Here is a 24,684-nt window from a genome sequence, read left to right as displayed (position 1 = left end):
TGAAGTACGATTTACAAACCGCACGATTAAAATTCAATTTGAACTGTTGTTGTTTTTATGTTTGAAAATGGAATAACCAATTGTTTTGTTTCGGTTTTTTTTCCTTTGCCTGTTGTTTGCTCTACAATAATATCATCGTTTGAAACCTGCAGCAGGCGGCCATTTACGGCAGCGCCATCGTTAAAGCTTACCTCCACGTTTCGGCCCACATTCTTTAAATACTGCCTTTGCAGTTTTAAAGGTTTATCAATGCCGGGAGATGAAACTTCAAGTGAAAAATCGCCGGGTGGAAAAAAATCTTTGCTCTCGATTAGTTTATATAACTGCCTGTTAAACTGAACGCATTTTTCAATGGAAATGCCGTTGTCGCCATCAATAAAAACCTTTATATTATTGGTTGGTTTAATTTTTATTTCAACCAAGAAATAACCGGGCTCGCTTTCAAGAAAAGTGCTTACTATTTGCTCAATGCTATTTAAAACAGAATCCGAATTCATATATGGTAAAAAGAGAAGGGAACGACTGCGTTCCCTTCCAAAAATGATTTCCGGTTGCAAATGTATAATGTTATTTATTATCATCCAAATATTGAGCTGGTTAACCAGTTGTGAAATTATTAAGAGCGGTAAAAGCCAATAATTGGAATATTGTAATTTTACCACATGATACTCAAATGGCTTTTTACGTTTTTAGTTTTCTATCTTTTATACAAATTCATCTTCAATTTTGTGCTGCCTGTTTCAAAGGCTACGTCGCAGGTGCGCAATAAAATGAATGAAATGAACCGCCAGCAACAAGCTTACCAGCAACAGGCTGCGGGCAATACCTATTCGAATAACAGTAATGCTGCTAATACTTCAAAAAGTTCTTCCGTAAAATCTAAACCTCCCGCTGAAGATTATATAGATTTTGAAGAAATAAAATAATTTCCCCGATTTAAAAACTTAGGGATATTTCTGTACAATTCATTCATTGAATTGGTTATTATCAAGGATGCGCACATAAAATACGCCCTCAATTGTTCAATATTCCATAACGGCAAAATAGTTGATAGAATTTAGAAAAGATTCTATGAAAAATATTTTGATGGCAGTTATATGCATAATGGCATTAAGCTGCTCTACAGCGCCAAAAGACGCCTCTGAAATGGATTCGATGAATGCAATTGATGAAAGTAACGGCATAATGGATACGGCAGTTGGCCCAAACCCTGACGGCTATGCGCCGCCTAATGCTGATATTGATACCAGCCAATACCGCAAAGATTCTATTAAGGCAAGAGATTCTACAGCTTTAAAACAATAATTGTTTATGTAAATTCTCTTTAATGAGCCAGTGTTTTTTTTAACGTTAAAACAAAGCGTTTAACAGGCTGTTTACAGTTTTCTTCAGAATTGCTTTAGAACTGCATTTGAAATTTGGTCTTTAAATAATTAAATTTTAAAGACATGACATTAAAGAAGATTCTAACGGCAATGCTTTTAACGGCGATTGTTGCTACAGGAAGCGTTTGGGCTTATTCTAAATTCCAGGAAAAAAATCCTTTAACTTATACGCAAAAAGCAAATTCGCTTTTTAAGAATGCAAAGTATTCAGAGGGCAACCCGCCTGCACCAATGGTTGATTTTGAAAAAGCAGCCACGAAAGCAACTCCTGCTGTTGTACACATTAAAACCGTATTAAAGGCTACGCAAACGGCAGATATGTCGCAGATACCTGACCCGTTCAGGCAATTCTTCGGGCCTGGCTTTGGCGACGGCGATCAAAATTCAATGCCCGATCAGAAAGCTTCGGGTTCTGGTGTTATCATTACTTCAGACGGTTATATCGTAACGAATAATCACGTGGTGGATGGCGCCAAAGAAGTAACCGTTACGCTTAACGATAAAAACGATTACAAAGCCAAAGTTGTTGGCACTGATCCCAGCACTGATCTTGCTGTTGTTAAGATTGACGCAAAAGATCTTCCTTATATCACCTTCGCCAATTCAGACGATGTGCATCTTGGTCAGTGGGTTTTGGCAATTGGTTACCCGCTTAATCTTGAAACAACCGTTACTTCAGGCATTGTAAGTGCAAAGGCAAGAAATATTGGTATTAACAGCCGCAACAGCAGTTCTGCCATTGAATCTTTCATTCAAACAGATGCTGCCGTTAACCCCGGCAACAGCGGCGGTGCTTTGGTAAATACAGATGGCGATCTTATTGGCATTAACAGCGCTATTGCCTCTCCCACCGGTTCTTATGCAGGTTATGCTTATGCTATTCCATCAAACCTGGTGCAGCGGGTGGCTAATGATATTATAAAATATGGCAGCGCAAAAAGAGCTTATCTCGGCATAATGTTTCCCAATGATCAGTTAAGCGCAGAAGAACGTGCTAAAAATAATATTAAAGATGGCAATGGTGTTTTTGTGATGGATGTGGCCAAAGGCAGCGCTGCAGAAGAGGCCGGCATACAAAAAGGCGATTTTGTTACCAAACTGAATGGCGTAACACTAAACAGCGGTACAGAATTAATGGGCAGGATCGGTTCGCTTCATCCCGGCGATAAAATAGATATAACCTATACGCATAACGGTTCTGAAAAAGCAGCTACAATAACTTTAAAAGGTTCATCTGGCACTTACGCCAGCGTGAAAGAACAGGTGATTGACCAGTTAGGCGCTTCATTTGAAAACCTTGATAAAGACAAAGCTTCCAAATTAAATATCAGTTCAGGCGTTGTGGTAAAACAATTAGGGCAGGGCGTATTAACCGATCAGACAAGGATTAAAGAAGGGTTTATTATTACTAAAGTAAACGGCAATAAAGTAAGCACTGTAGATGAATTAAAAGATGCTTTGAAGAATGCCGGCAACAGCGCAATTATAAGCGGTATTTATCCAAACAATCCGCAGGAAGAATATAAATATGCATTGAATGATTTGAACGGCTAAACATAGTTAGTGTTCTGGTCTTTAAGCTGAACCCGTCTTTTTTAAGGCGGGTTTTTTGTTTGGTATAATCAATAATAATTTTGTTAGATAACGCAATTGTTATTGCTATTGTTGTGCTTAAAAAATATAGTTGCAAAACCTGTTTTGAGTTATTCGTAACAGATAATTTAGACGCCTGTTTGAGCTATTTGGTTAAGGCTGATTATGAATAACGGCCAGAAGCTTCGGTAAACACCTCATTAATTTTTTACCACTTGAAAAAGCCAGGCCGGTAGCTGTGTAAAGAAACCGCGTGCCAAGTAAAAACATCAGTATGAATTCATTTGTATTAAAACTGAAAGACATTGACAAAACAAAACTTCATATTGCCGGGGGCAAGGCTGCCAATCTCGGGGAGCTTTTTAAAATTGAAACGATTCTCGTTCCCGATGGCTTCTGTATTTCGACTGAAGCTTTTAAAAAAATCATTGAAATATCAAAAGCTGATAAACTGCTGCATCAATTATCATTGCTGAAAAAAGAAGACCGCAGTAAAATTATTAAGCTTGGCAATGATATCCGCGGCATCATTGAAAATGCAATCATCCCTCAAAATATCCGCGATGAAATCGTCCTTCATCTTTCCAGGCTTGGAGAACAAAATGCTTATGCAATACGGTCCAGTGCAACCGCAGAAGATTTACCAACAGCTTCTTTCGCAGGCCAGCAGGATACATACCTGAATGTTATTGGAAAGGATTTCATCTTCAAAAATATCAGCAAATGCTGGGCTTCGCTATTCACCGAACGCGCAATAACTTACCGCATTCAAAACGGTTTTGATCACCGTAAAATTTACCTGGCCGTAATCGTTCAGAAGATGATTTTTCCCCAGGCCGCAGGCGTCTTGTTTACTGCCGATCCTGTTACATCAAACAGGAAAATATTGTCCATTGACGCAGGCTACGGTTTAGGAGAAGCATTGGTTTCCGGAATTGTAAATGCCGATAATTATAAAGTACGTAATGGTAAGATTACAGAAAGAAAAATAGCTGGCAAACACCTGGCTGTTTATGCTGTAAAAAATGGCGGCACAAAAGAACGAAAGATTGAAGTTGAGCAGCAGCATAAGCAGGTATTAACGAACGGGCAAATTTTACAACTTGAATATATCGGCAGAAAAATTGAAGCTTATTTCGGTGTTCCGCAGGATGTTGAATGGTGTTTGGAAGGTGATCAATTTTATATTGTTCAAAGCCGGCCCATCACAACCTTATATCCTGTACCGGAAGCAGATGATGCAGAAGATCATGTTTATGTTTCTGTAGGCCATCAGCAAATGATGACGGATGCGATGAAGCCGTTAGGCATATCGGTTTGGATGTTAACAGGCGCCCGGCCCATTTTTAAAACCGGTGGCGGAAGATTGTTTGTGGATATTACGAAGAGCCTGGCTTCAACTGCCGGCAAACAAAATTTATTAGATGTTTTAGGGCATTCTGATCCGCTTATAAAAGATGCACTTATTACTATTATAGAACGGGATTTTATAAAACCGGATGCCAGCGACAAAAGCGAACCGGGGCCTGTTAAAAGCCATAAGGGCATGTCGGCTGCAGATATCCTGGCGGAAGCAGGAAGCAACCCGGCAATTGTTGCTGATTTAATTAAGAGCAGTGAAACATCGTTATCAGCGTTAAAACAAAACATCCAAACTAAATCTGGGTCGGACGTGTTTGATTGTATTCTGGAAGATACGCAGCAACGAAAGCAGCGTGCAACAGACCTGAAAAACCTGAACGTGATAATGGCCGGCATTCATGCTTCGGCTTGGCTCAACGAAAAAATGAATGACTGGCTATATGAAAAAAATGTGGCAGATACACTTTCCTTGTCCGTACAAAACAATATCACTTCTGAAATGGGTATGGAGTTACTTGATGTGGCGGATGTAATCCGTCCTTATCCCGAAATAATAAAATACCTGCAACAGGCAAAGAATGATCGTTTTTTGAATGAGCTGATTCAATTTAAAGGCGGCCAGGAGGCGCATGATGCTATCGTTGTTTATCTTAACAAATATGGAATGCGCTGCGCCGGTGAGATAGATATAACGAGAATACGCTGGGCAGAAAATCCTGCCATACTTATTCCCGCTATTCTTAATAACATTAAAAACTTTGAACCCGGTGAAAGCAGAAGAAAATTTGAACAGGGGCGGCAGGATGCTTTAAATAAACAACAGGATTTATTAACCCGGTTAAAACAATTACCGGATGGCGAACAAAAAGCAGAAGAAACAAAAAAGCTAATTGGCTTACTGCGGAGCTTCACCGGTTACCGGGAATATCCTAAATATGATATTGTCAGCCGCTACTTTGTTTATAAACAGGCTTTATTAAAGGAAGCAGAACAGCTTTTACAGGCCAATATTATAAATGAAAAAGAAGACATTTATTATCTCAGTTTTGAAGAGTTGCATGAGGTGGTGAGCACAGGCAGGCTTGATCAACAAATTATCAACCTGCGAAAAGACGAGTACAAACATTTTAAAAAGCTAACGCCGCCGCGTGTTATAACATCAGAAGGTGAAATTATTACCGGGAAGTATAACAAGGAAAACCTTCCTCCCGGCGCTGTTGCAGGGCTGGCAGTTTCATCCGGTATTATAGAAGGCAGGGCACGTGTAATCCTGAACATGAAAGATGCTGCGATGGAAGAAGGTGATATATTGGTTACTTCATTTACCGATCCAGGCTGGACGCCGTTGTTTGTATCCATAAAAGGCCTTGTAACTGAGGTAGGCGGATTGATGACGCATGGAGCTGTTATTGCACGTGAATATGGTTTACCTGCGGTGGTAGGTGTAGAAAATGCTGTCACGCTCATAAAAGACGGGCAGAAAATACGCGTGAATGGAACAGACGGGTATGTAGAGTTTTTATGATGAACTGTAAGTTGATTGGTTGAATTGTTGGCCGGTTGATAAGTTAAAGAGCAATACGGATAAGAAAGATAATAATTGTAACGTGTTGTGCTATTAAACTATATAGAAAAAGATTGAATCGTCATTTCGACGACAGGAGAATGCGAAGCATCACAAATGCCATAGTGATATAAAATATTCTATTTGTAAACCCCTGCTTTATTTTGAAATTTATAACTGTGCCGAGATGTCTCGTTACCTCGGCATGACGTGCTAAGAACATTATTTAATTTATACTCCTTAAAATTTTAATAGCACAACACATTAATTGTAATAAACCTGCTTAATATTTCTTCATGATCTTTGTGAGCATATCAGCAATAACCATGAAGCCTTTATCTGAAGGATGCAATCCATCATAAGTCATGTTGACGGCATCAGCCGGATAAGGATATTCATCTGTGGCAGGGTTAAAGGGAATATCAATAAAATCAGGCCAGGTATAATTTTTATAAGCGCCTGTTTCCGGGTCTCTCACACGCTTATAATTTACAAGATTTTTATAATTCATACCGCTTTTATAATAAAGGTCAACGAGATCAAAATGCTCATATTTTGCTATAGCAATAACTGCGTCTGCAAACTGTGAAAGCATTTGCCCGTTCTTTGCTTTATAAGAACCCCAGGCATTATTTTTCATATCGTTGATGTACACAAAATCCAAACGCTGCATGGGCGTAATGAGAATGATCTTAGCCTCTTTATTCAGGCTGCGCAACTTGTTAATGATGATGCGGAATGAACCATACACCGTATTATTGCCGGTATTGTTTTTATAATCATCAATGGTACCCAAAGTGCGCCCCGCCCACCAGTCATTCGTTCCAAGGAATACCGAATAAACATCCGTTTTGGTAAGTCCCAGTGATTCTATTTTATCGGCAATGCCGCCGGAAGTCCAGCCATTGTGCCCCTGGTTTATATAATGAATACCAGGCAGCTTTTCTGTAACCAATGTCATATAACCTTTGGTTATGCGATTGGCCGTTTCGTCCGGATGTTCATTTAAATAAGTAATGGAATCGCCAATGGCGGTCCATGTAATATCTTTTTTTGTGAAAGAAATAGCGATGGCTGCAATAACAATGATAGAAAATAACCGCTTCATAAAAATTGAATTTGTGCAATGCTGTAATTGCAGTATAAATTATATCCTTACCGCTGTGCCTGTAGCCACAACCATTAACATGCTTCCGCCTGAACCGACTGTTTCAAAATCAAGGTCAATGCCCACAACGGCATTGGCGCCCATTTGCTGCGCTCTCATTTCCAGTTCACGAAGCGCATTGGTTCTTGCTTCTTCAATAACCCTTTCATACGTTCCGCTTCTGCCGCCAACAATGTCCCTTATGCCCGCGAAAATATCTTTGAAAATATTAGCGCCGATAATTGTTTCTGCAGTTACAATGCCTAAGTATTCCTGTATTGGTTTGCCTTCAATGTTGTTTGTTGTAGTGAGTAACATGTGTATGATTTTTTTAAATAAAAATAAACGATTTTAAAATAAGTACTTTATATAAACGCATAGGCCATTAAATCTTTTAGAATTTCATCAACAATAATCATCTTTATATTAATGCTGATTAAAAACATAATTATGCATAATAATTCTATGAAAGAAGGCTAACGTGCCCTTTCACTTTTTAAATAAACTATATTACCGCAGCTTTGTAAAGTGAAAATACCTGCATGAAAATCCTGATAATAGAAGATGAAAAGGCTTTACAGCAATCCATTCAGCAATACCTGGAATACCAGGGTTATATATGTGAAACCGCAGATAATTTTTTAAATGCAAAAGAAAAAATTCAGCAGTTTAATTATGATTGCATTGTTGTGGATATTGGCCTGCCTTACGGCAGCGGCCTCGATATCATAAAGGAATTAAAGCATATGGAATCGAAAGCTGGCATCATTATTATCTCTGCAAAAAATTCGCTGGAAGACAAATTAACAGGGCTCGAATCAGGATCGGATGATTACATCACCAAGCCATTTCATTTATCAGAATTAAATGCGCGTATTAACGCAGTATTACGGCGCAGGTCGTTTGACGGCAATAAAACCATTGTTTTTAATGAAATTAAACTGGATCCCGACGCGCAAAGAATTACGGTGAATGATAAAACCGTAGAGCTTACAGAAAAGGAATATCATTTGCTGGAATATTTTATCGTGAACCAGCGGCGGGTGCTCACCAAGCATGCGATAGCATCGCATGTATGGGGCGATGAATATGAATATTTAAACAACTATGATTTTATATACACGCATATCAAGAACCTGCGCAAGAAACTGGTCGATGCAGGCAGCGGGGATTATATAAAAACAGTGTATGGATCCGGATACAGGTTTACAGATAATTAAAACAGCATGAGGCTTCTTACAAAAACAACATTATATTTTCTAAGCGCAATGACCATGCTGCTCCTGCTGGCAGGCTTTTACCTGTTTAACCAGTTCAGCAAGGAATTAAGTAATAAAAGCGATAAGGAATTATTACAGGAAGAAGCTGCATGGATTCAATATTTGCAAACCGAAGTTGCCGCCGGCGTTACTTTTATTTTAAGAACACCGGATATATCCATCTACCCTGTTGACACACCGCCAAATAATTATGCCGCCATCACCGATGTAAAAAGTAACCTTGCCGCAGTGCCTTACCGGCAGTTGTCGCAGGTGGTTTCCATATATGGCATTTCTTACCAGGTTATCATTAAAAAATCACAGGAACAAAAAGCGGCTTTAATAGCTAATACAACAAAAATTATATTGCTGGTTTTTGCCGGGCTTTTTATTGCAACAATATTCTTCAACTGGATCATCAGTAAAAAATTATGGAAGCCTTTTTACCGTTCACTCCATACAATAAGGCGCACAGATTTGCAGCGCATCCAGGAAACACATTTTGAAAAAACCTACACCAAGGAATTCAATGAACTGAATGCGGCATTGAATGCCATGACGGAAAAGATTTATAATGATTTCATCAACATGAAAGAGTTTACGGAAAATGCAGCGCACGAAATGCAGACACCGTTGAGCGTTGCGCAAAGCAAACTCGAATTATTGTTGCAAAATGAAAATTTATCGCAGGAGGATATCCGGTTAATTCTTGAAGCCACTACATCTTTAACAAGATTATCGAAATTAAACCAGGGGCTGTTGCTGCTGGCCAGGATTGAAAACTATCAATATAAAACAACAGCCGCATTAAGCTTAAATGAAGTAACCAAAAAATACCTCGGCCTGCTTGCAGAATTAATAAATGACAAACAGTTAACCGTAACCACAAATTTTGAAGGCGAGTTTGTAATGCAACTGCACCCGCTGCTTGCTGACTCGCTTGTATCTAACCTGCTGGGCAATGCCGTAAAATATAATTATACCGGCGGCCGTATTGAAATAGCCATAACGGCAAACAGTTACTGCATCAGCAATACAAGTTTGCATGAAGCCATACCACAGGAGAAACTGTTCAGGCGTTTTATGACGCAGGACAAGACAGATGCAAATTCCAACGGGCTCGGCCTTGCAATTGTGAAGAAAATTGCAGATACACATAGCCTGCTTATTAATTATCGTGCAGCAAATGGCTTTGTATATTTCGATATAAAAAGGAAGCCGGTTTCTTCCTGATTTCAACAAACAATTAAGTAAATGCCATATTCACGCATCCTTTCATTTGTCGATAAATGCCGTTGTTCATCTATCAATCTTAAAATAGTAACGCTTTAAATTAGATTTGTGAATATGGCTGCAAACAGGCAACCGGCATTGGCATATCCCGCATTCAGGCATGGATTGTTTTGGGTTTTTGCCTTCCTGCTGTTAACGCTGATATATGGAACTGCTTATAACAGTTATAGCCTTGGCATAACTATTATCCTCATGCTCCTGCCGGTGCATATAACTTACTTTTATATTATATCCGGCTGGATAATTCCCCGCTTTTTCTCCCGCGGAAAATATGTGCAGGCGGTAATAGCCGTGCTGGTGGTTATGGTATGCATGGCCTGCCTGTACAGGCTATTTGAAATTTTTATATCCAACCCTTATATCCTGCACTGGTACACAAAAAGAAATGTAAAGCTCAACTGGCCGCAAATGGATGAAAGCTGGTGGCGGCAATTGCTGGAACCTTTGGATTTTGCCAATGCCCTTGAAAGAAGCAATGTAGTTGTTTGGATAGGCGTTACACTTAAATTTATTTCATTATGGTATGAAAGAAGACAAGCCGCCACACAGGCGGAATTGAATTTTTTAAAAAGCCAGCTTCACCCGCATTTTCTTTTCAATTCACTTAATAATCTCTATGCTTTTGCATTGGATAATTCGCCGCGGACACCGGAGATTATTCTGGAGCTCTCCAATATCCTTCGTTATATGTTGTATGAATGTAATGCTGAAAAAGTACCGCTAAAAAAAGACCTTGATATATTGCACGATTATATTAAGCTGGAACAATTGCGTTATGAAGAAAGGCTGGAATTAAACTTCAATATAAAAGGTGATATAAACGGCCAGCAGATTGCGCCGCTGCTGATGCTGCCGCTGGTGGAAAATGCTTTTAAACATGGCGCCGGCGAAACCATTGGTGTGCCATGGATAAATATTGATGTTTTGGTTAACGGCGGGCAACTTATTTTTAAAGTAAGCAACAGCAAACCCGATTGCGATGTGGCTGACAGCCGCAGGCACTTTAGTAAAATAGGTTTGTCAAATGTGGAGAAGAGGCTTGCGTTGTTATACCCGGCAAGGCATACATTTAATGTATATAATGAAGAAGAATTGTTTATTACAGAATTAAAGCTTGAATTATACGAAGGCTCAAAACCAGTTGTATGACGATAAGAACGCTTATTGTGGATGATGAACCGCATGCCATCGACATCATTAAAAGGTATTCGGCTAATATTCCCGAAATTGAAATTGTGGATACCTGCCACAATGCAATAAAGGCTTTTCAAATTATACAGCATAACAAAATAGATTTACTGTTTCTTGATGTGAAAATGCCGGGGCTTTCCGGCACAGACCTGGCACGCAGCCTTAAAAATCCACCCATGATTGTTTTTACTACGGCTTACCAGGATTATGCAGTGGAGGGCTTTGACCTGAATGCGGTTGACTACCTGTTAAAGCCTATTGCCTTTGACCGTTTTTTGCGTGCTGTGGATAAAGTAATGCCGCTAATAAAAAAAGAATCAGCGCAGGTGCAACCGGTAAAAGAAATAGCGGAAGCCAATAAAAACAATCAATATTTATACCTGCGTATTGAAAGGCAACTGGTAAAAGTGGATACTGCTGAAATATGGTGGATTGAAAGTATAAAAGACTATATAAAAGTTGTAACCAAAACAAGAACTTTTACTACCAAGCAAAAGATAAGCGTTGCAGAAAACCTTTTGCCTATCGGCGAGTTCATGCGCATTCACCGTTCTTATATTGTGCCGTTGAACAAGATTGAAAGTTATCATGCCAACTATGTTGTTATAGCCGGCAATAAAATCCCGATAGGGCGTAATTATAAAACGGCAAGCCTTCAAAAGTTTAATCCGGGCGCAGCCAATATTATATAGTGAAGTCAACAGGCTTTATTTATTTTATTCTTTCCCGAACAATTCTTTGCCGCAATCATCAGGCTGTTTTTATTTCATTCAGCTTCATAAAATATCATTTGTCGATAAAAGGCAACCTCCGTCTGTTTCTTTTGAACATCCTTTCAAATCGTTTCAATATTGCGCCACAAAAAAATTTAAAACGCAATTAAACAATGGAACAAATTGAATTGACCGATGTAAACATCAATGGCTTTCGCAGTTACCAGGGCGGCTATTTCAAAACACTTATTTCGCCTGAACAAAGCAATGGTGAACTTGCCCTGCTGGATTTTGTATTGCCAAAAGGCGCTGAGCCGCCGCCGCACCTGCATACGCAGGAAGATGAAACATTTTATGTGCTGGAAGGCCTGTTAAAAATTACTGTTGGAAATATAACCACCTGGATTAATGCAGGAGAAGCCCTGTTTGCGCCGAGGAATACACCACATCATTTTAAAATAATTTCAGATACGGCGAGGTTCATTAACCTCATTACGCCTGGTAGGCTGTGGCATTATTTTATTGAATTCAGTAAGCCATGCAAGGGTGAACCTTTAATAAGCACCAGCCAGCAAGTTCCTTCACAGCACCAGATGCAATACATGCTGCAGGTGCTTACCAATACCTATGAAATAAAATTTCTCTAACACCAAATCAATCAATATATGAAAACCAGGAAATACATAATTATTGCTGCGATGGCATTAGCCGCAGCCTGCTCAAAAGATGATAAAAATGTAAACAGTTTTTCTGTTAATGAAAAGGCTTCTGTGGTGAAATGGAAAGGCGCTGCACCCGACCATTTTCATACCGGAACATTCGATGTATCCGGCACTGTAAAAACAGATGGACAAGGCAATATAAACGGCGGCAATTTCATCATTCCCATTACCAGCATTACCAACGATGATTTGCCGGATACAACAAAGCCGCAGCTATTAAATCATTTAAAAAGTGAAGATTTTTTTAACGTGGCGCTTTATCCCAATGCCGGGTTTAAAATACTCGAGATCACGGATTATAAAGGAGAAGAGGGCAATGCCATTGAAGGCGCCAATAAATTGATCACCGGCGATTTTACCATGCTCGGAGAAACCAACCGCATTCGTTTTCCTGCAAAGGTTTTGGTTGAAAACAACAGGGTGATTACGCAGGCCGAATTTAAAATAAACAGGCTCGATTGGGGCATGGATAGCTACAGCGATCCCGAAGGCGATCTGTATATTTTACCGGATGTGGATATTACGCTTGACATTACAGCGATCCGTAAATAAACGACGGCATAAATTTTTTGCTTACCTGCTAACACCAGAGAGGCTGCACCAAAATCGGGCAGCCTCATTTTATTTTAAACAGGCTGCGGGTAAGTATCCGTCCTTAAATAGCAGTAAGTATGCTCCAGGTACGGAGGAGGGTACGAGGAGGTATGGAGGGAAGTATCCGTTTTCCATCAGTTTCAGGTTCATTGTTCAAGGTTGGTTATAGTTTGAAAACGGCTTAAAAAATTTGAGGGTGCATGTATCAGGCATTTCAATCGGCCTAATAAATAAGCATTCACGAAAAGTGGGACGGTTGTGAACCATCCATTTCGAGAAACTCAAAATAAGCCTTGATCCCAAAGGCCGCCCTGTATTGCATATAACGGTATATTCCAACAATCGTTACCTGAATTTATGCTTTCACAGCTTTAGCTCCTGCGATCATAAAAAGAATTAAAATCAAATACCAGATATTCTTGCACGATTCATAAAAATCTTTATGTTTGTATTTGATCCGTAATACCAATACCTCTAAAACTGCAAGATCCATTTCCTGTGTATTTCAAATAATAGCTTGGATAAGCGCTTTTGGCGGCATGACTGACAGAACTAACTAAACTGATAAACATAATTTATACTATCGGGTGAATTGCGCACAGCCTGTTTGAAAGGTTAAATATTAAGATTGTGTTTTTTATGTAAGGACTGATTGCTTATAAGATAATAAGAACCAAAAACTGCCATTGACCAGTAAGCTGCTTTCATCTCTGTAGGATGTGAACGAAAAATATAAAAGATGCTGTAACAACACTTAACCGGTTACTTAAAACATTCCAACTCCCTGTATATGAAAATCTTTACCCTATCTAAACATTTAAGGAAACCAGTATTGTTTTCCCTGTTGGCATTGTGTTGTTTTATGATGAAGAGTGAAGTGGGGTGGGGGCAAACAACTACGTTTAGCACGCCGGGCGCATACAATTATATTGTGCCGGCAGGTGTTACTTCAATAAAAATTGAGGCTTGGGGTGGCGGTGGTGGGGGTGCTTCTGCAGGTGGAGGTGGCGGTGCATATTCATCTGTTACTTTAAATGTTGTACCAAACACAATATATAATCTGACTGTAGGTAGCGGTGGCGATGCAGCCGAAGATGGAGGGAATTCAAGATTTAGATTAAATACAACTACTCTTGTTGAGGCAGGAGGTGGCAAAGGAGCTCAAGCGAAGACAACTCCTGGTGCCGGAGGGGCGGTTGTGACAGGTATAGGCTATAAAGGGGGAAATGGAGGGGGTGCAACAGGATCTAGCAATTATTCTGGCGGAGGCGGGGGAGGTTCAGCTTTTAATAATGCGAATGGTAATAATGGTGCAGATGCACCATCTAATGCAATAGGAGGAATAGGTGGCTCAGGAACCGGAAATGGAGGTAATGGTGCCAGTAGATCACCAACTATAGCTGCAACGGTTGGTAGCCAACCCGGTGGCGGTGGAGGAGGTAGAGCGAGTAACGGATCAGGATCTGCATCTGGTGCAGATGGCAGGGTTGTGGTTACAGTTTTATACACTCCCACATCAACTACAGTTGCTATTACTCCATCTTCATCTATCGTTTACGGTACATCTTCCATTACGTTTAATGCAAATGTTAGCCCCAACCCTAGTGGTGGTACTGTTCAATTTAAAATTGATGGTAATAATGCAGGAAGCCCGGTTACAGTTTCCGGAGGCAATGCATCTTTAACTTATAACCCTGGTACATTAGCAGCAGGTACACATACAGTTACTGCTGTGTTTAATGGTAATGGTCCCTACGCCTCCAGCACATCCTCCGGTATAACACTTACTGTTACGAAGAAGCCTATAACAATTACAGGCATTTTGGCAAATAGTAAGCCTTATAATGGCAATACCACAGCAACCTTTACAGGCGCTACTTCTGCTGATATTATTAATAGTGATATAGTAACTTATACAGTTGCGGGAACATTTTCGGATAAGAATGTGGGCAATGGTAAAACGGTTACCCTTTCCGGGGTTACGCTGGGAGGAACTGGTGCAGGCAACTATTCAGTTTCATCTTATCCTGCAACCGTTACAGCAAATATTACCCCTAAGACATTAACAGCAAATTCCACAGTTGCTTCTAAAGTGTATGACGGCAATGCCGCACCAGGTACGGTAACGTTGGGAACTGTTACAGGGTTAGTAGGAAGTGAAACTTTAATAATTACACCTTCTGCTGCCAATTATGCCAATGCTAATGTAGGTACTGGAAAAGCAACGACCATTTCTTACTCTTTGGCTGATGGAACCAATGGCGGATTAGCCGCTAACTATACCATGACTAATAAATCTGTAACAGGTACAGTTACTGCACGCCCAATAACTGTAACAGCATCTGCTAACACAAAAGGATATGATGGCACTACTGCCGCCGCCGCCATACCTGCTTTAACAGCAGGCACTTTAATAGGCACTGATGCACTCAACTTTACGGAAACTTATGACAATAAAAATGCGGGAACAGGAAAAACATTAATTCCTTCAGGAACAGTAAATGACGGTAATGGAGGCAATAATTATACGGTCACCCTTCAAAATAATACCACAGGCGTAATTACAAAACATGCTATAACAGTTACAGCAACCGCCAATACAAAAACGTATGATGGAGATGTAACTGCCGCTGCCGCACCGGTAGTATCAGGTACAATATTTTCAGGAGATATAGCTTCGTTTACTGAAACCTATGATAATAAAAATGCAGGTTCCGGAAAAACGCTTACACCTGGAGGAAGTATCAATGACGGAAATTCCGGAGGCAATTATGATATAACTTTTGTTTCGGCCAATACAGGTGTTATCAATCAAAGGCCCATCACGGTAACTGCGGTAACAAATACCAAACCTTATGATGGCAATACCAGCGCTGCGGGCATACCTACGCTTACCCCCGCCGGAGCTTTACAGCCTGGTGATGTTGCCAATTTTATTGAAACGTATGTTAACCAAAATGCCGGTACAGGTAAAACATTAACTCCGTCGGGTACAGTGAATGATGGTAACGGCGGAAACAACTATACTTATACTTATGTTAATGATAATACAGGCGTTATCAACTCATTAGTACTAACTTATGTAGCCACTCCTGTAAGCAGGGTTTATGGTGATCCTAATCCTCCGTTAAGCGGAACCGTTACCGGATTTATAAGCGGAGAAAATATAAGTAATGCAACTACTGGTACCCTTATGTTTGCCACTACTGCCGATATCACAAGCCCTGTAGGTACTTATCCAATTACAGGTTCCGGACTAACAGCTAATAATGGGAATTACACTTTTGCCCAAGCTGCGGGGAATGCAACTGCTTTTACCGTAACTAAAGCGAATTTAACGATAACACCCAATAACCAAACAAAATGCGCCGGTTCTGTGTTCACATTTGCGGGAACAGAGTTTACTACATCCGGTTTGGTGAACAGTGATGCTGTAACAAGCGTAACACTTACAAGTACCGGATCGGTTGCAGGCGCTGCGCCCGGCGTTTACCCGATAGTTGCAAGCGCGGCTGTGGGCACAGGTTTGGGAAATTATAATATTACATATAGCATAGGCAGTACATTAACGGTTAATGCCCGGCCAACGGCGCAAATTACCAGTGATAATACTGCCATCTGTAATCCGGGTACTGTCCATATTACAGGAACCGTAACCGCCGCAGGCGAATGGACATTAACATTAAGCGATAATCAAACTGCAACAGGTACCGAAAATGGAACTTTTGATTTTACTGTAAGCCCTTCTGCAACTACAACTTATACACTTATATTATTATCGGATGCCAACTGTACTTCAACAAGCACAGATTTAACCGGTTCAACAACCGTAACCGTTAATGAACCCGTTGTAATAACAACACAGCCCGATCCTTCACAAAAAGTTTGCGGATCCACCAATTCATCCATCAGTTTTTCTGTAGTCGCCACAGGAAGCGGCCTTACTTATCAATGGTATAAAAATGATATAGCGCACCCTGTTACCGGGGCCACATCAGCTACCTACACTATCCCTAATCCTGTTGCGGCTGATGCAGGTAATTACTTTGTGGTTGTGAGTGGTTTATCGCCCTGTGGAACTGCTACATCAGATTACGCAGAATTAATCGTTAACCAGCCAATAACTATCAGCCAGATATCGCCACTTGCACAAACTATCTGCAAAGGGGACCCGGCTGTATTTAGTGTTACTGCCACAGGCACGGGATTATCATTCTTCTGGCAGCACGATGGAACCACTCTGTCAGATGGCGGTGATATTTCAATTGTTAGCGATGCTGCTTCCAGCACCCTTACCATAAGCCCTACATCTGTTGGTGATGCAGGAACCTATCACCTTATTGTAAATGGAGATGATAATGTTTGTGCACAGGCTGTTTCATCGCCGGACGCCATTTTAACTGTGAATAAAAAATCAGCCAAACCTATCTCGGTGACAGCTTCCAAACAGGTTATATGCGCTGGGGAGAGTACCGTCTTAACGCTAATTGGTGGTGGTGGTGGCACGGGTGAAACGATACATTGGTACACTGGCCCTAATGGTTCAGGAACCGCCGTAACTGCTGGAAATGGTATAACGGTAAATCCGGGCAGTACCACCACTTATTATGGAAGATATGAAGATGGAAGCCCTTGTAACTATAACTCACCGGATGCAAGCATAACCATTACAGTAAATCCGGTTTCAGTAAGCGGCACCGCAACAATGACCAATCCTGAAGTTTGTTATGGTTCAGTACCTGCAAATGACATTACACTTTCTTCAGATAATGTTGGTACTATTCAATGGCAAAAATCAACAACTCTCTCTTTCGCCAGTGCTGAGGATATTGTAGGGGCAGTGGGAAATACTTTAACAGCTTCTCAAATTGGTACGCTTACACAAACTACTTATTTCAGGGCAAAAGTAACAAGCGGGATATGCAGCGAGGCCTATTCCAATGTGATTACCATCACAGTAAATCCATTGCCAACAGTAGTTTCAGTTTCACCAGGTACCAGTTGCGGTGGCGATGTAACCATTTCAGCCACAGCAAGCGCCGGCGCTACGATAGATTGGTACACAACCCCAACGGGTGGTATTCCGGTTGCAACAGGAACAACTTCTTATTCACCAACCATTTCGGCTACTACTACTTTTTATGCCGAAGCCAGAGATATCACAACAGGTTGTATTTCTACTGTAAGAACCCCGGTAACAGCAACTTACAAATCTAAACCTGATGTTTCACTTACTCCGGGCGATCCACAAACAGTTTGTTCAGGATCACCTATTGCTGATATTGTGATCAGCAATCCAAATAATACAACCGGTACCACGTTTACCCTGTTTTGGGATAATAACAATGTTACCGGCATCAATTCGATAACCGGTAATATGATCAGCGGCACTGTAACTAATATTACGAACATTCAGCAAACTATACATTATACAGTAACTCCGGATGCATACGGTTGTACGGGAAACCCGCTTTCGGTTACAGTATTTGTAAATCCAAAGCCGACAGTATCTGTTACAAGTGCGCCAACTGCAGTTTGTTATAATACACCAATTGCCATTAATTATACTAATCCTAATAATGTAAGCGGAACTGTACTGACCTGGTCAAGGACCGATCCATCAGGAATTCAGGCCGGCCCTGCAACGAGTGGAACAAATAATATCAACCAGACTTTGGTTAATACTACAACTTCAAATATTACGGTTACTTACACATTGAGAGTAACCTCTCCAAATGGGTGTTATAGTGAAATAACAAAAGACGTGATATTATATGCTGAATTTAAAAGTGATGGCTTTGATATCACTCATGGGCAAACTATTTGTTTAGGAGCAACACCCGCGCCGTTAACAGTTCTAGTTCCTGTAACGGGAGGTAGTGGGTCTTATTCCTATCAATGGGAAAGGTATAATACCTCTACATCTGGGCCTTGGACATCTGTCGGTAATTTACCATCCTATTCACCAGGCCCAATTGGCCTTTTCACACCGACATATTTATATCGTCTAATTGTTACTGATAATACATGTGGATCATCAGCGACTAGTCCAATCACCAGTGTTGTGCCCGGGTTTGGAGTAGAATTGGATGCAAGTCCTTTAAGTGATCCGCCTGGTCCTTTATGTTCAGGAAGCAGTTTTCAAATGAATGTTAAAACAAAATCTTTGCTTGGTATTTTTGGGATTAATAATTTAAATTTCAGTTGGAACGCAACCGGAGGAGATGTAACCGCAATTGATACACATGATAATATACCACTTCCTCAAAATCAATCGTATGGTTATATAATAACATCTGGCGGCTGGTTCCCACAATCCACCTTATATGGAGATGCTAATTTTACTGTTACTAATAACTCTAATGCGACCATATATCCAATTGTAAACATTGCTGCTTCTAATGGTAATTGTGTATTTACTCCCACCGTGGTAAATTTAACAGTATATCCTCTTCCAACAATGCAACAGCCGACGACAACTCCAATATGTAGCGGTAGTGCAGCCAATATAGTTTTAAAAGGGAATATTACAGATGCACCAACTACTTTTACGTGGACAACGAAAGTTTTATCAGGCGTTATTAATACTGTTGGAGTTAACGGTAGCATAGGATCAGGGAGTTCTGGACCTGTTGCCCAAGGAACGGCTTATACGCTTAATACTGCACCGGCTATACTTACCAACACGGGTGGGTCGCCAGCCACAGTACAATATACTATTACACCATCAGCAAATGGTTGTAGCGATCCAACTAAAGCCGTTACAATAATTGTAACTGTTAATCCAGCACCAACGGTTTCAATACAAAATCCTTCATCTGTATGCTCACCAGCTACAGTTGATCTTACTGCAAATGCAATAACTACCGGTTCAACATCAGGATTGACATATACTTACTGGATTAATGCAGGGGCTACGGCAGCTTTGCCACATCCGGATGCAGTAAATACCTCAGGAACATATTATATCAAGGGAACATCTTCATCAGGTTGTTATGATATCGAACCAGTACATGTAGTGATAAATCCTCAAATACCCGTATCAGTCAGCATCACAAATACATCATCTACTATTGTATGCGCCGGAGATGCAATCAGCTTCTCAGCAACGCCAAACAATGGCGGCATATCTCCAACTTATCAATGGCAGGTAAACGAGGTTAACGTTGCGGGAGCAACCGGTTCATCTTTTAGTAGCAGCACATTAGCAAACGGGGATAAGGTAAGGGTGATATTAACTTCAAATGGGGTACAATGCGCAACAGGCACACCTGCTACAAGCAATGAAATTACTGTAACTGTAAACCCAAATCTGCCGGTATCTGTTGCAATTACATCTGATGAAACAACGATTTGTGCAGGAGGAACAATAAACTTTACTGCTACTGCTGTTAATGGAGGTGCCAATCCGGCTTATCAATGGTATAGAAATGGAAATCCTGTTTCAGGCGCTAATAGTTCAACCTTTAGCCCTGCAAACTTAGCAAACAATGATATTGTAACTGTGAAGGTAAATTCTAATTCTGCAGGGCCTTGTGTTACAGATAATCCTGCAACAAGTAATGGAATACAGGTTACGGTAAATGAATTAAAACCGGTATCTGTTTCTGTTACATCTAATAAGACGGCAATTTGTGCAGGAGAAACAATAACCTTTACGGCTACGCCAACCAATGGCGGTACTGTGCCAATTTATCAATGGAAAGTTAATGGCGTTACTGTAGGAACCAACAGTAATATTTACAGCAGCAACACGTGGACGAACAATGATGTAGTGACTTGTGTCCTCTCTTCCGATATAACACCATGTGCAACCGGAACACCTGCAACAAGTGACGGAATTACTGTAACAATTAAACCGGATGCGGTAGCTGGTAATATTTTTGCACCGACTACTAATTTGTGTGTTGGTGGACCAACTTACAATTATATTATTCAAGGGAATAATACTACAGGCTCCTGGAGCAGTAGTGATAATAGCGTATTTACTGTAGATGCTACAGGTAAAGTGACGGCACATCAGGCAGGCACTGCATTTCTGAGGTATTCTGTTACCAATGATTGTTCTTCAGATTATACAGAAGTATTATTAACAGTAGGTGCTACTCCGGCGAAGCCAAGTGTTATCACAGGCACTTCACAAATTTGTTTTGAAACATCAGGGTTTACTTATTCCGTTGTAAATGAACCTGGCCTAACTTATAATTGGTCAGTTCCTTCAGGATGGACATTTACCGGACAGGGTACAAATGAAATTACAATCACCTCAGCTATTACAACAGGTGGTAGTGTTTCGGTAACTGCTACGACTGCTGCTTATACATGCGGAATTAGTCCTGTCAGTACTTTACTTGTGAATGTTATTGCCAAAGGTACCTGGATAGGCATTACAGACAACTGGAATGAGCAGCAGAACTGGTGTAATGGTGTGCCTACTTCTGCAACAGATGTAGTTATTCCATCAGGCACTCCACACGATCCTGTAATTTATCCAGGTACTACAGCTCAGGTTAAATCATTAACTATAAATGGAGCTTCGCTTACAATGAATGGTACCGGAAATCTTAATATAAATACAGGTGGTACATTTACAAATAATGCCGGCACGTTTGTACAATCGGGAACAGGAGTTGTAACTTTCATAGGTACAGGAAAAATAAATGGTACAGCAACAACATTCAATAATATTACAATGAATGGACAGTTGACGTTAACAACTGCTCCAACTATTACCGGAATATTCCAGGTTAACAGCGGCGCAGTAATAACATATAACCCAATTTATACAAATACTTCAACGCTTGTATATAATGTTAGTGGCTCGTATACCACAAGCAGGGAATGGTTTAGTGGCGGTTCAACAACTACCAGTGCAGGAGATGGCGTTCCGCAAAATGTAATTATACAGAATGGTAATGTTACAATCAATACAACTGGCGCAACAAATAGATGCATTGCTGGAAATCTACAAATAAATTCTACAGCTTCCTTGAATCCGAACACAAGTAAGATATATATTTTAGGCAGCTGGACAAACAATGGGTTATTTATTCACAGTAATCGTGAAGTGACTTTTGATGGCTTTGCAAATCAGACTCTTAAAGGGAATACTACTTTTTATGATTTAACTTTAAAACAAACAGGTGGTGCTGACTTAATTATTGCCGCGCCAATTACCAAGATTGATCGTAACCTCACTGTTACTTCCGGAACTATGAAGCCAGATGTAAATACTACTATAGAATTTACAGGAAATGGAAATTTGGATGGTGGTAATAATAAAGCATTTTATGATTTACAGATTGATAATACTTCACACATGACAATCGTGGATGGTGCTGTTACTATCGATCACAATTTTGTAAATAATGGTACTTACACTTATTCAGGATCTTCTAAACAAACAACTTTTAGCGGAAGTAGTGGTGTTCTGCAATCTTTCTCCGGGGTAGCAGGCAGTTCAACAACCTTTGGAGCCTTAGTGGTTGGCGATAATCATCCTCTCAGTACGGGGATTACACTTGCTGCAACTAATAATTATACCATACAAGGTGGAAGCATATCATTAAGCCATAGTAGCACATTAAACAATACAGGGAATACCGTTACATTTTCAAATGTTGCAGCAACAGTATTTGGCCCAGGTAATGCCTACTTCCATGATGCAATTACTAATGTATCTCTAAACCCTGGTAGTGACATTTCAACTTTTAATAATTATTTGCAAATAAATACCGGGGGTTCTCTTGCTGTTAATTCACCCAAGTATGGCCCTGCTGCCACATTAATTTACAACACAGTCACACCATCGTTTACAACAGGTCTTGAATGGAATGCAAATAGTGCAACACTGGGGTTAGGACAGCCATTTAACGTTACCATTCAAAATACAAATAATATAGTAATGGACGGTGACAGAACCGTGCCGGGTACATTAAATATTGGTTCTGTGAATACGCTTTCCTTAAACGATCAAATGCTTACAGTTAATACTGCTATATCTGGTGCAGGCAGTTTAACAGGTTCTCAATTGTCTGGCTTAACGCTTGGAGGTGCGGCACCAGCATTAAGTTTTACGCAAACTGATTTTGGTAATTACCTTAAAACATTTACGCTTAATTCAGGAAGCAGTGCAACGCTTGCAAACGCTTTAAATATTGCAGGTGGCAATTCAGGCGGCTATGGAATTTTAACAGCAAATGGAAACTTAACCGCTGATGATAACCTGACTCTAAAATCTGATGCTGCCGGAACGGCCATGGTGGGCGAGTCATATGGCAAGATAGATGGCACGGTAACGGTAGAACGGTTTATCCCCGGCCGCAGGGCATGGCGGTTTTTAAACCTGCCATTTGCCAGCAGCGGGCAAACACTACATTCTTCATGGCAGGAAAACCAGCAGAATACCGATCTTGATTATAACCATAATCAAAATAATACTCCCGGGTTCGGTACCCATATAACCGGTGATAATAACATGAGTAAAGGATATGATTATAACACTACCTCCAATTCTTCACTTAAAACCTGGGATATTGCAAGCCAGTCATGGAGTACTGCAACACCATCAACACTTACAACAAATGTTACAGATCACACAGGTTATTGTGTTTTCGTTCGCGGCAGCAGGATTGTTAACCTTGCCCTGGCCAACAATGCGCCAACAGATAATACTGTATTGCGCAGCAAAGGACAGTTATTTGAAAGAGGTATTGATTTGAATACTATTACATCTAAGATTACGGATGCTGCTGCTGTAAATGGTAAATGGGTATTATTTGGTAATCCTTTTGCAGCTACTATAGACGTAATGAGTGTTTTAAACAATAGTAATTCTACGGGTATTGATAAAACACAATTCTCAGTATGGGACCCTAAACTGGCAGGCAGCAGTAATGCCGGTGCTTATGTGACTTATAGCGGTGGAATTTGGGCGCCCGACGATGGTGATAATACGAATGGAAGTTATAGCTCAGACGATCTGCCTTTGGTACAAAGCGGCCAGGCATTTATGGTTGAAGCCACAGGCAGTAATCCCCAGCTTGAATTTAAGCAGGCAAACAAGGTTACATCAACGCAGTTGGATGTGTTTGGAATAAAGGCAAGAAAAATAATTCCTGTTATCTATACCAATCTTATGACTGCACAAGGTGCAACAGGAGCGCTTGAAATGGTGGATGGTGTGGCCTCGGGATTTGGTAAAGACTATATTGCTTTCAATGATCCTCATAATGCTAACAAGCTTTGGAACTTTGGAGAGAATATTGCCCTGGCAAGAAATGGAAAATCAATGTCAATTGAATTCAGGCCTGTGCCAACAGAAAGCGATACACTATTCTATAATTTATATTTAAGGCAACAGCCATATACCCTCAAGATATTTACCAAGAACCCTGTTGGCAGCTTGCCTGCAAAGGCCTGGCTGATTGATAAATATCTTAATAAACAAATAGACGTAAACCTGAGCGATACATTGATGTATAGCTTTACACCAAACAGTGATACTAACAGTTATCGCAACAGGTTCATGTTAGTATTTAAGCGTACAGACAGTAAAGCGCCTGTGGCAGCAGGCATTGATACTTTAAAAAATAATGAAAGTATATATGTATATCCCAATCCTGTAATTAATAAAAAAGTGATGGTTAAGTTTAATAACCTCATAAAAGGCAATTATGCGATTGTGGTATCTGATATGAAAGGCCGGCAAATAAGAAATTATAAAGTGCAGCACGCCGGAGGTAATATTACTTATGAGTTTATGTTAGGAGCCTCATTAACCAGTGGTAATTATTCATTAACAGTTTACAATGAGGATACTAAGAAAACATTCAAGGTGCAAATAATCATTGGCAGGTAAT

Annotated in this window: 14 protein-coding genes; 11 read left to right on the top strand and 3 right to left on the bottom strand. The window is 40.3% G+C overall.

What is annotated here, in order from left to right; translation table 11 throughout:
• Positions 1 to 26 precede the first annotated feature (26 nt).
• Entirely contained in the window at positions 27 to 497 is a 471-nt protein-coding gene (locus tag BM015_RS12940; protein WP_090659205.1) for a ribosome maturation factor RimP, read from the bottom strand.
• 165 nt (positions 498 to 662) lie between these two features.
• Between BM015_RS12940 and BM015_RS12935 the strand changes: the two genes are divergently transcribed.
• From BM015_RS12935 to ppsA, 4 genes are all read left to right on the top strand, one after another.
• On the top strand, positions 663 to 926 hold the full coding sequence (locus BM015_RS12935; RefSeq protein ID WP_090659049.1) for a DUF4834 family protein: 264 nt from the start codon (positions 663 to 665) through the stop codon (positions 924 to 926).
• Positions 927 to 1,086: 160 nt separating this feature from the next.
• Complete coding sequence (locus BM015_RS12930) at positions 1,087 to 1,305, top strand: hypothetical protein (protein ID WP_143075857.1); 219 nt, start codon at positions 1,087 to 1,089, stop codon at positions 1,303 to 1,305.
• Positions 1,306 to 1,448: 143 nt separating this feature from the next.
• Positions 1,449 to 2,939 (top strand): Do family serine endopeptidase, encoded by a 1,491-nt coding sequence (locus BM015_RS12925; protein ID WP_090659045.1) that lies wholly within the window; start codon positions 1,449 to 1,451, stop codon positions 2,937 to 2,939.
• Positions 2,940 to 3,252: 313 nt separating this feature from the next.
• Positions 3,253 to 5,865, top strand: a complete 2,613-nt coding sequence (gene ppsA / locus BM015_RS12920) for a phosphoenolpyruvate synthase (RefSeq protein ID WP_090659043.1) — start codon at positions 3,253 to 3,255, stop codon at positions 5,863 to 5,865.
• A 322-nt stretch (positions 5,866 to 6,187) separates the two neighbouring features.
• Here the strand turns inward: ppsA and BM015_RS12915 are convergent, their stop codons facing one another.
• Together BM015_RS12915 and BM015_RS12910 are read right to left on the bottom strand one after the other, a co-directional pair.
• Complete coding sequence (locus BM015_RS12915; protein WP_090659040.1) at positions 6,188 to 7,012, bottom strand: SGNH/GDSL hydrolase family protein; 825 nt, start codon at positions 7,010 to 7,012, stop codon at positions 6,188 to 6,190.
• Between the two features lie 39 nt (positions 7,013 to 7,051).
• The gene (locus BM015_RS12910) at positions 7,052 to 7,369 is read right to left on the bottom strand and encodes a heavy metal-binding domain-containing protein (protein ID WP_090659038.1); all 318 of its coding nucleotides are present in this window, start codon (positions 7,367 to 7,369) and stop codon (positions 7,052 to 7,054) included.
• A 224-nt stretch (positions 7,370 to 7,593) separates the two neighbouring features.
• Between BM015_RS12910 and BM015_RS12905 the strand changes: the two genes are divergently transcribed.
• The 7 genes from BM015_RS12905 to BM015_RS12875 all read left to right on the top strand — a co-directional run bounded on the left by BM015_RS12905 (position 7,594) and on the right by BM015_RS12875 (position 24,683).
• Positions 7,594 to 8,271 (top strand): response regulator transcription factor, encoded by a 678-nt coding sequence (locus BM015_RS12905; protein WP_090659036.1) that lies wholly within the window; start codon positions 7,594 to 7,596, stop codon positions 8,269 to 8,271.
• A gap of 6 nt (positions 8,272 to 8,277) precedes the next feature.
• Positions 8,278 to 9,543, top strand: a complete 1,266-nt coding sequence (gene porY / locus BM015_RS12900; RefSeq protein WP_090659034.1) for a PorY family sensor histidine kinase — start codon at positions 8,278 to 8,280, stop codon at positions 9,541 to 9,543.
• A 114-nt stretch (positions 9,544 to 9,657) separates the two neighbouring features.
• A complete protein-coding gene (locus tag BM015_RS12895) occupies positions 9,658 to 10,752 on the top strand; it encodes a sensor histidine kinase (RefSeq protein ID WP_090659032.1) in 1,095 nt (364 codons plus the stop codon).
• A complete protein-coding gene (locus tag BM015_RS12890; RefSeq protein ID WP_090659030.1) occupies positions 10,749 to 11,486 on the top strand; it encodes a LytR/AlgR family response regulator transcription factor in 738 nt (245 codons plus the stop codon). Before BM015_RS12895 ends, BM015_RS12890 begins: the two co-directional genes overlap by 4 nt.
• A 194-nt stretch (positions 11,487 to 11,680) precedes the next feature.
• Positions 11,681 to 12,154, top strand: a complete 474-nt coding sequence (locus tag BM015_RS12885) for a cupin domain-containing protein (RefSeq protein WP_090659027.1) — start codon at positions 11,681 to 11,683, stop codon at positions 12,152 to 12,154.
• A gap of 18 nt (positions 12,155 to 12,172) precedes the next feature.
• Entirely contained in the window at positions 12,173 to 12,781 is a 609-nt protein-coding gene (locus BM015_RS12880) for a YceI family protein (RefSeq protein ID WP_090659025.1), read from the top strand.
• A 904-nt stretch (positions 12,782 to 13,685) separates the two neighbouring features.
• Entirely contained in the window at positions 13,686 to 24,683 is a 10,998-nt protein-coding gene (locus BM015_RS12875) for a YDG domain-containing protein (protein ID WP_143075856.1), read from the top strand.
• Position 24,684: the final 1 nt, after the last annotated feature.

The sequence above is a fragment of the Parafilimonas terrae genome, from assembly GCF_900115755.1.
Lineage (GTDB): Bacteria > Bacteroidota > Bacteroidia > Chitinophagales > Chitinophagaceae > Parafilimonas > Parafilimonas terrae.
This window is presented reverse-complemented; position numbering and strand designations above follow the sequence as displayed.